Consider the following 8,579-nt stretch of genomic DNA (forward strand, 5'->3'; position numbering starts at 1 on the left):
CGTCCGGGGCCGGCTGGCCCCGGTGTCGGTTCGGGGCGTTGCCCTCCCCTTCCGACATATTTAATTAAACCATGTTCTAGAGGGTTCGGCAAGTCCTCAGATCCAATGAAGCCCTTCCGCGTGGCAGGAATCCCGGTACGCCGCTATGACCTCGTCCTCAATTTCCGTCCAGTGTTCGAGGATGTCCGGGGCGGTTTTCTGCTGGCTGGCCGCACGCTTGGCCCTGCGCCACTCGATGGCGATTTTCAGCGTGCAGAGCTGGGAGCGACCGAGGTACCACGGACCGGAATCGGGGAGGTCCCTGCCGTAGGCCATTGCCCTGGCGTTGTTGATGTGCTCCGTTCCGGACCACACGTTTTGTTCGGGCTGGGCGGCAAGGGCCCTTTTCAGGGTGCACCGGAGGTTCGGGGCCTGGACGGTCCATTTCGGGCGGATGACGAACAGGTCGGCGCTCATGGCGGCCTTTCGGCTAGGGGGTGGGCGGCGCGCCCGGGAGCGCGCCGCCCGGCTTTCTGAGGGAGGGTCAGGGGGTGAATTCGTCGGCGAGGTGGCCGCACTCGCCCTTGGGCGTCTGGATGTGAGGCAGGAATCGGCTCACCGCGAACACGACGGCGTCGGCGATGATCTGGGGTGCGTCGTTGAGCACGATGTTCACGGCGTCGCCTTCGATTCCGATCCGGACAGTTCCGGGCTCAAGATCGATGCAGAGATAGGCGCTGACTCCGTCGATCCGGGTACGGGTCCCGGGGAGCCGGGCGGCGATGTCACGGGCGCGCTCCTCGACGTGCTGCCGCGTCCTCGCCTGCTGACTGTTGTGCTCCTTCACACGCCGGTGCACGTCGCGGTGCGCGTCGATGAACTCGCCGGAGATCAGGGCGGCGATGGCCTCGGCCGCCTCGCCCGTGGCGACGCGGACGCTGTCGAGTTCGCCCCGGCGGAACTCGTAGTCGGTGGCGGGGTACAGGCCACGGATGTGGAGGTGGCCGGGGTCGTCGAAGCGCTCGGAGAGGTGGAGCTGTCGGTTACTGCGGTGGGTGAGGATGGCCGCGTGGTCCAGTTCCCGGACACCGTGGAACACCGGTGTCGGCCGCCAGTTCCCGCCGAGCGCGACGGCGATCGGGTGGACGAGGTCGGCGACGGTGGGTCGCTGGTTCATGTGGTTCTCCTGGTGAGAGGTGGTGTCGGGGGCCGGTCGGCCCTCCGGCCGGCTGGGGCGTTGCCCTCCCCTTCCGACATGACTAATTAAACCATGTTCTAGGGGTCGGGTCAAGCCAGACAACCCCCTGACCTGCACTTTTCCCACCCCGCCAACCCGCACCCGCCCGGCCGGGCCCGGCCACAACACACCCCGGGCGGGGTTCCCCCCTCGGTCGGACAGCTCCGCCGTTTCAGGGTTCCGGGTGGGGTGTCCAGGCTCGCGCAGCGACCGCGAAGCGGCCCGGCCTGGACACCCCACCCGGGTTCCTGGCACGCCCCCCGGGTGTCCGGCCGAGGAGGGAACCCCGCCCCCCCACCACCCCAACCACCACCAACCCGCACCCAACCAACCCGCCCCCACCCCCTCCGAGAGAGGACCCGCCGGAGGCACAAAGTCTGTAACCGGAACGGATGGTGGTCACCAGAGGGCGGGTTGGACGGCCTGCTGCTGGCCGGTGCGAGCGGCCGGGGGCACGGGTCGGGCCGGGGTGGGGGTGGCCGTCGGCCGGGGAGTCCGGACTGCGGGGCAGTACCCGTCTTCGCCCTCCCATCGTTCGGTCGCCTCGCGGTCGGCAAGGGCCTGCTGTTCGGCGAGGGTGACCGGGTGCCGGTACAACTTGCTTGCGCTGGCATCGAGTTCGGGTAGGCGGCGGGCGGCGGCCTTCTGGTCGTCGCGGCGCTTGTGGCGGCGGCGGACCCGGGCGAAGCGGGCTTCATAGGCGGCCTGGTCGGTGTCGTGGAGTGCGGTCTGGTGAAGCCGGGCCAGTTCGAGGGCCACCCGGCCCATAGGGCTGGGGGCGAGCACGCGGGCTCCGTCGGCGGTGCGGGCGGTGGTGATCAGGAAGCGGGCGGCATACAGGGCCCGGGTGCGTTCCTGGCTGATCCGGCGTCCGCCGGTCCACTGGCCGTGCTGTGGGGCGAGCCGGGCTCGGCGGTCGTGCCAGTAGAGGCGGCCGGTCGCGGCGGCCTCCATGACTCGCAGGTGGCCGGTGGTCCAGCCGAGTTCGGCGACATGCCTTTCGGCGAGGTACCGGTTCGAGGCGGCGTGTTGCCGGTTGTCGTGGTCCATGCCGGTGGCGGCCCGCTGCTCGGCCTCGTGCTCTGCCTCCTCCCGGCGGCGGGTGCTCTCGCGTTCGGCCTGTTCCGCGGGGGTGAGGACCCGGTCCAGTTCGGTGCGCAGGCCGACGGCGGTGGTCTCGGCTCCGGCGGCGGCCTGGGCGCGCACGGCGTGGTCGACGGCTTTACGGGCGCAGTAGGCGAGCGCGCTGGCGGGCATCTCGGGGTCGTCGGCGTACTGCTCGGCGCGGTCGGCGTGCCGGGCAGCCTCGGTGGCTTCCCGGTGGGCCTCGTGCATCGCGGCCTCCAGGTGCGCGGTGCTGCCAGAGCGGCTGCGGCAGACGGCGGCCATGGCGTCGTCTGCGGCGATGATGGCGAAGAGGGCTGCTTCCCCGGCGACTTGAAGGCAGGTCTGCGGTGACGGGTCTCCGAACGGGGCGGCCGGGCGGACGGCGCACGCGGGCATGGGTGGTCCTCGGGTCTCGGTGGTGCGGTCGGGGGCGGGACGGCGCCCCGTCGTCGGGGTGCCGCCGTGGTCGCGCGGAGCGCGACGGAGAGTGCAGTCGTGCCCGCAGGGCACGTCCGTTGGCCCGGCGTCCGGGCGGGGCGGGAGGGCCGCCTGCGGCCCGGACGTCTTGGCCGGCTGCGAGCCGGGGCCGGGTTGAGCCGTCCCGCAGGGACGTCCTTTCGGCCGGGGCCACGGGGCGGGCCGGCCGCCGGTCGGGGGTCGCCCCGGCGGACGGTGGGCGAGCGTGGGGGCGGGCGGCTCGATGCCGCCCGGCCCCACGGCCCGGCGGCCGGGGGCGGCCGGGCGGTGGCCTCCGCCCGGCCGGGCCTCCTAAGCGGCGACCGGCTCGCGCTCGGTGACGCGGCACCGGGTGAGCACGGTCTGCGCGGTCTCGCCGTAGACGCTGTGCTCCTTGACGGTGCCGGTCAGCTCGACCTCGTCGCCCTTGCCCGGGACGGTGGCGGCGCTGCTGAACCACACGTAGACGTTGCCTTCGGCGTCCTGGAACTTGACGAGCCTGCGCCGCTGGGCGTGGTAGCCGTAGTGCCGCTCCTCCAACTCGATCACGGTGGTGACGGTGGCGGGGACGGTGATCCGCTCCCCCTTGGTGCCCTGCGGTCGGGAGTTCTGGGCGGCCCGCTCGATGGCTTCCTTCTCTTGGTCGCGGTGCCACCCGGCTATCGCGGACACCAGCGTCGGCAGGTGGCGGGGGGCAACTGTCTCGCCCTTGGCCAGCTGGCCCACCTTGTGGCGGTACTCGGAGAGGCTGCCGTACCCCTTGAGGGCCCACGCGCGGACGGCGGCGGCGGTGCTGGCCGCGCCGGGCTCGGCGTCGATTGCGGCCCGCCACTCCTCCGACGCCTTGCGGTCGAAGAAGTAGCCGTCCACCGAACCGGCGGTCGGCACTCGGTTCTTCCACTCCTCGGAGCGGCTGTAGAAGCGGCCGTCCATGGCCACCACGGCGGCGGCCACCCGCAGCACCTCGGTCACCGGCACGCGCAGGTCGACCGGAACGCCGCCCTCGTCGCCGTCCCAATCGGAGTCCTTGAGCGTCCCAAGACGCCACAGCGCCTCAAGGCCCTTGATCGGCAGACCGGTGTACGGCTCGACGCACGTGGTGCCCAACTGCTTGGTCTCGCCGTTCTCGTGGCGGGCGAGATAGGTGGCGGTGCGGTGCCGGGCGACGGCGCACCCCTGGCAGAGGTTCTCGACGGCCCGGTGCTGGCGCGCGGCCTCGGCGTGCTGCTCCGGCAGACCCGGGAAAAGGCTCGTGATCGTCTCGCCCTCCTCGTCGTGGTCCAGTCGGGCAATGACGGTCCAGCCCTGGTGACGGGGGAGGTCGCCGCTGATCGTCACGGTGACGGTGGGCCGCTTGCCGATCACGCGGCCGTCCACGTCGCGGTAGTCGGACAGGAACGGGACGGAGATGTCCAGCGCGTACGGGCTGAGGCGGTGGACGGCGGCGCGGGCGTTGGTGGCCTCGACAAGCTGACGGACGCGGGGCTCGGCGGTCGCGGGGACGGAAAACCGCATGGCTGCGCTGGTCATCGTGAGTGCTCCTGCTGGTGAGAGGAATCGAGCCCCCGGCCGGGCGGGTTGCCCTCCGCGTGCGGCCGGGGTCGGGTCGGGGCCGGCTGGCGGCCCGTGGGCCGGAGGGGGCGTTGCCCTCCCCCCTCCGATACCATTAATTAAACCATGTTTTGACGAGCGGGGCAAACGTCCCGCCCCGGGAAATCGAGTGCGGCGCGGTCGCGCAGGAACGCGGCGAACAGGGCTGCAATGTAGCTGTCGGCGGTGCCGTAGGTGCGTCGGCAGTCCAGGGCCCCAATGCGCTCGCCGTGGTGGCGGACGGGGAACGGCTGGCCGGGCTCGGGGATGGCGAGGGCGTACAGTCCGCGCGGCGTGTCCACGCGCAGGACGACGGCGGCGGCCTCCGGGTCGTAGGCGGCTGACCAGCGGGCGGACCCGATGCCGAACTCTGCGAGCCCTCCCGCGATGGCACGGGCCTGCATGAGGTCGGCGGCAACGCCCGGGTTGGGCTCGGCCGGGGCGGCGGCGTAGCCGCAGCAGTAGTCGTCGGCGGTGGTCTCGGTGAGGGCTGCACGGGTCACGGCGGGGCTCCTGGGGTGACCGGGGGCGGGCGGGTTCCCGCCCCCGGCGTTGGTTCGGTGGGGAGGATCAGGCGGTTTCGGTCGTCGGCTGCTCGGCGTCCGGGGCGGCCTGGGGCTCCGGCTCCTCGTCCTCCGGTTCGGCGTCGGGCTGCTCGCCCTCGACCTGCCCGGCCTCCGGCTCGGCCTCACCTTCCGGGGCTTCGTCGGCCTGCTGCGGTCGGGCGTCGTGGGCGTCGCCCTCGCCCTCGCCCTCGGCAGGCTCGGCGTCCGACTCCTGGTCGCCCTGCTCCGCGTCCGGCTCGGCCTCCGGCTCGCTGCTGAGAAGGGATGTGCGGGGCTCCTTCTTCGCGGGGTCGTACGGCGTCTCGTCCGCCACGGAGCGCTCAATGGGCGTCAGCTGGTACCCGAGGGACTCCAGCACGCGGAACCATGCGGCCGTGGGCTTCCGCGTCCACGGGGCGTGCTGGCTGTCGGTCCGCCACGCCGACCGGTTCGCGCACTTCTCGCGGACAGCGGCGATGGCCGCGAACTGGAGCTGAGGGGCCCTGCGGGGGTCCTTTGCGGCGTGCTCGGCGTAGGCGCTGCGGTCCTTGGCCTGCTGGGTGTTCAAGCCCAGGAAGTTGGCGAGGATCTCGGTGGTGGGTTCCTTGTTCAGGTCGTCACAGATCCCCCACGTGCCGCTGAGAAGTGCTTCGTTGACGTGGCGGATCAGGGCGTTGGTGCTGGCCTTCGGGAGGGTGCGGGACTTGATCAGGTCTGCGAGCCACTTCCGGCGGATCACCTCGGCGGCGTCCCAGTCGATGTTTCCGGCCTTGACGGCGGCGCGGGCGACACGCTCGGCCTCGACCTCGGCGGCGGTCCTGGTGCCGCCGGTCCCGCTGCCCTTGGCGCTCTCCGGCGTGACGTGACCGTACAGTCCGGGGGCCGAGCAGTAGGGCTCGTACCGGTCGCCCCGCCGGTCGTCGAACACCCATACCTGCCCCCGGCACCCGGCGTGCTCCTCCTCGGTGACACCGCTCAGCCGCCACACCCGAACGGCGCGCTCGGACAGCTCCTCGACGTCGCGGATCTTCTGCCCGGCGGCCTCCAACTCCGCGCGGTGGGCCGCCGCCTTCGCCGCCTTGTCCCGCTTGACCCGCTCGACCTCGATCGCCCACTGAACCTTCGACTCGTCCGCCCCCCTGGCGGCTGCGGCCTCGGTGATCGCGGCGAGCGCCTCCGGGCTGTCGGCGAACTCCGAGAGGGCGGCCATGTGCTCGAACGTCCACACGTAGCCGCTCGCGGCGCTGACGGCGGCGCTGAGCTTCTCGTCGTTGCGGACCTTGACGAGCGTGCGCACGTCCTTCTGCCGCACCCCCGCCGCCTTGGCGATCCGGCCGACCTGCGCGCCCGCCTCGGCGGCGCTGAACATGGCCTGGTTGATCTCGCGCGTCGTCAGGCCCTTGCGCTGCTGGGAAGTGGTGATCATGTCGAGGAACTGCCCGGCGGCGTCGCGGTCCTCGTCGTCCCACTCGTACGGCAGGTGGGTGAGACCCGCGTCCTGCGCTCCCCAGAAACGGCGGTGCCCGTCGTTGACCTGGATGATCCCGCCCTCAAGCCGCTGGATCTTGACGGGGATGCGGCAGCCCTCGATGCGGAAGCTCTCCACGAACCGCGCGTTGATGTCGAGATCCTCGCGGGCGTTCTCCGGGTGCGGGGTGAGCGCGTCGATCCGGATCACCGGACGGGGCGTGAACGGCAGGGACTCCAACCCGGCGTCAACGGCGGCGGCCAGACGCTGGAACCCGTCGATGACCTGGGGCACCCCGCCATGGGTGCTCACGATGTACAGCGGCTCCTGGATGCCGTTGGCCGTCACGTCGGCCAGCAGCTCGGCCGGGGCCTCGATGGAGCGGACGTTGCCGGAGTGCGCGAGGAGTTCGGCGGTGGCGATGGTCGGCCACGGGGCGGGTGCGGTCTGGACGCCGGCCTGGGTCTTGGTGGTCATCGTCGTGGTGCTTTCTGGTGAGAGGTTCCACCGGGGCCGGTCGGCCCCGGCGGGGGGTGTCGGTCGGGGGCGTTGCCCTCCCCCTTCCGACATCATTAATTAAACCATGTTCTGAAGAGTAGGGCAACCCGGGGTGACGTGATCGGCGTCACTCCGGCAGAGGGATGCGGCGGTGCGGATCAGGGCGGCGGCCTCGGCGGTGGTCCGCCCGGGGGTGTCGGTCCAGCACCACAGCATGGTGCGACGGTAGGCGTCTTCGTCAAGCCCCAGCGTCCGCCATCGGGCGGGCGACACGGGGCGGCCGTTGGCCTCGTTGCTGAGCACCACGAGGGAGTCGAACAGGGCTCGCTGGAAGACGTCCCACGCTTCGCCGCGCTCGGACCAGCGGGGCCGGGCGGCGCGGACGCCGCGCCCCCATGCGTGCAGGAGGTTGCACGGGGCGGTGTTGCCCATCCGGCCGGGCTGCCAGAGGTGGTCACCCTGGTACAGGCCGACGCGTTCGATGTGGTCGGCGGCGGCGGTGAGGATGCGGGCGGGGGTGGCGCGGGGCTTCCAGGGCACGGCGTTCTCCTGGGCGTCGACGGTCAAGAAGTCCTGTTCTGGCGCGCGGCCGGGGCGACGAGCTGCCGCCCCGGCCGCTGCGGCTACGCCGCGATCGCGCCCACCCCGGCGCGGCCGATCCGCGTGCCGCCGATGTCCGCGCGGCTTCCGGCGGCCCAACCCGCCCCGAACCCGCTGCCCGCCATGGTCGTCCGGCCGCCGCTGCGGGCTCGCGGGTACGCCTGGCGGTAGTTGCGCTCAACGACGGACTTGCGGTCCGCCAGCACCAGGGCGGCGCTGCGGCCCATGGCCGTGACCTCGGCGCTGGCCTCGTCGCGCGCCCGGCGCTCGGCCTCCTCGATCCGGTCACCGACACGACTGATGAAGCCCAGAAGCCAGGACCGCCGCCAGGCGCGCACGCCGTCGCGCACGGGCACGGTCTGGGCACTGAGTCCGCTGTCCATCTGGAGCAGGAGGGAGGTGTACAGCACATCGACGCGCTCAAGGTCGCTGGCATAGCCGAAGACGTGCACCCGGCGGGCGGGGCCGTCCCCGTCGCGTCCAAGGTGGATGAGCTGGCAGCCCATGGCGAGGGCTATGCGGTTGATCAGCCGCACCCGCTCCATCGCCCACGGGTTGCCGATGACGATCTTGCGGTCGGCGGGGGCGTCGCTCGACGGGTCCCCGTCACTGAGCATCGCCTGCTCGACGCCGTACTTCGCCATCATCTCGAACGCCCGCTTCCGGGACAGCTCGGCCTCCGCCTCGGGGGTGCGGGGGTCCTCAGCCTTGGCGAGAAGGGCCCGGATCGTTTCGAGCTTGCGGGGTGCCTTGGTGCCGGTCATCTGGTTCTCCTGGTGAGAGGTGGTGTCGGGGGCCGGTCGGCCCTCCGGCCGGCTGGGGCGTTGCCCTCCCCTTCCGACATGACTAATTAAACCATGTTCTAGAGGTCGGGTCAAGCCAGACAACCCCCTGACCTGCACTTTTCCCACCCCGCCAACCCGCACCCGCCCGGCCGGGCCCGGCCACAACACACCCCGGGCGGGGTTCCCTCCTCGGTCGGACAGCTCCGCCGTTTCAGGGTTCCGGGTGGGGTGTCCAGGCTCGCGCAGCGACCGCGAAGCGGCCCGGCCTGGACACCCCACCCGGGTTCCTGGCACGCCCCCCGGGTGTCCGGCCG

The 8,579-nt window shown here is 72.1% G+C and carries 8 protein-coding genes; all 8 read right to left on the bottom strand.

Features of this window, described 5'->3' with window-relative positions:
* Nucleotides 1-96 precede the first annotated feature (96 nt).
* Nucleotides 97-456: a hypothetical protein gene (locus tag ABD371_RS15780; protein WP_344477202.1), complete on the bottom strand. Its 360-nt coding sequence runs from the start codon at nucleotides 454-456 to the stop codon at nucleotides 97-99.
* Between the two features lie 67 nt (nucleotides 457-523).
* Nucleotides 524-1,156 carry a hypothetical protein gene (locus ABD371_RS15785; RefSeq protein ID WP_344477204.1) on the bottom strand — a complete coding sequence of 211 codons (633 nt, stop codon included), beginning with the start codon at nucleotides 1,154-1,156 and terminating at the stop codon, nucleotides 524-526.
* A 459-nt stretch (nucleotides 1,157-1,615) separates the two neighbouring features.
* Complete coding sequence (locus ABD371_RS15790) at nucleotides 1,616-2,719, bottom strand: hypothetical protein (RefSeq protein WP_344477206.1); 1,104 nt, start codon at nucleotides 2,717-2,719, stop codon at nucleotides 1,616-1,618.
* A 372-nt stretch (nucleotides 2,720-3,091) separates the two neighbouring features.
* A complete protein-coding gene (locus ABD371_RS15795) occupies nucleotides 3,092-4,309 on the bottom strand; it encodes a hypothetical protein (protein WP_344477207.1) in 1,218 nt (405 codons plus the stop codon).
* 140 nt (nucleotides 4,310-4,449) lie between these two features.
* Complete coding sequence (locus ABD371_RS15800) at nucleotides 4,450-4,872, bottom strand: hypothetical protein (protein ID WP_344477209.1); 423 nt, start codon at nucleotides 4,870-4,872, stop codon at nucleotides 4,450-4,452.
* 67 nt (nucleotides 4,873-4,939) lie between these two features.
* A complete protein-coding gene (locus tag ABD371_RS15805; RefSeq protein WP_344477211.1) occupies nucleotides 4,940-6,859 on the bottom strand; it encodes a ParB N-terminal domain-containing protein in 1,920 nt (639 codons plus the stop codon).
* Between the two features lie 99 nt (nucleotides 6,860-6,958).
* Nucleotides 6,959-7,447, bottom strand: coding sequence for a DUF6197 family protein (locus tag ABD371_RS15810; RefSeq protein WP_344477213.1), 489 nt, complete (start codon nucleotides 7,445-7,447; stop codon nucleotides 6,959-6,961).
* Nucleotides 7,448-7,503: 56 nt separating this feature from the next.
* A complete protein-coding gene (locus tag ABD371_RS15815) occupies nucleotides 7,504-8,244 on the bottom strand; it encodes a DUF2786 domain-containing protein (RefSeq protein WP_344477215.1) in 741 nt (246 codons plus the stop codon).
* Nucleotides 8,245-8,579: the final 335 nt, after the last annotated feature.

Origin of the sequence: Streptomyces amakusaensis (genome assembly GCF_039532665.1) — a bacterium.
Taxonomy (GTDB): Bacteria; Actinomycetota; Actinomycetes; order Streptomycetales; family Streptomycetaceae; genus Streptomyces; species Streptomyces amakusaensis.

Coding starts and splice junctions, on each gene's coding strand:
- ABD371_RS15785 (WP_344477204.1), bottom strand. CDS start 1,156: ATGAACCAGCGACCCACCGTCGCCGACCTCGTCCACCCGATCGCCGTC.
- ABD371_RS15815 (WP_344477215.1), bottom strand. CDS start 8,244: ATGACCGGCACCAAGGCACCCCGCAAGCTCGAAACGATCCGGGCCCTT.
- ABD371_RS15780 (WP_344477202.1), bottom strand. CDS start 456: ATGAGCGCCGACCTGTTCGTCATCCGCCCGAAATGGACCGTCCAGGCC.
- ABD371_RS15790 (WP_344477206.1), bottom strand. CDS start 2,719: ATGCCCGCGTGCGCCGTCCGCCCGGCCGCCCCGTTCGGAGACCCGTCA.
- ABD371_RS15795 (WP_344477207.1), bottom strand. CDS start 4,309: ATGACCAGCGCAGCCATGCGGTTTTCCGTCCCCGCGACCGCCGAGCCC.
- ABD371_RS15805 (WP_344477211.1), bottom strand. CDS start 6,859: ATGACCACCAAGACCCAGGCCGGCGTCCAGACCGCACCCGCCCCGTGG.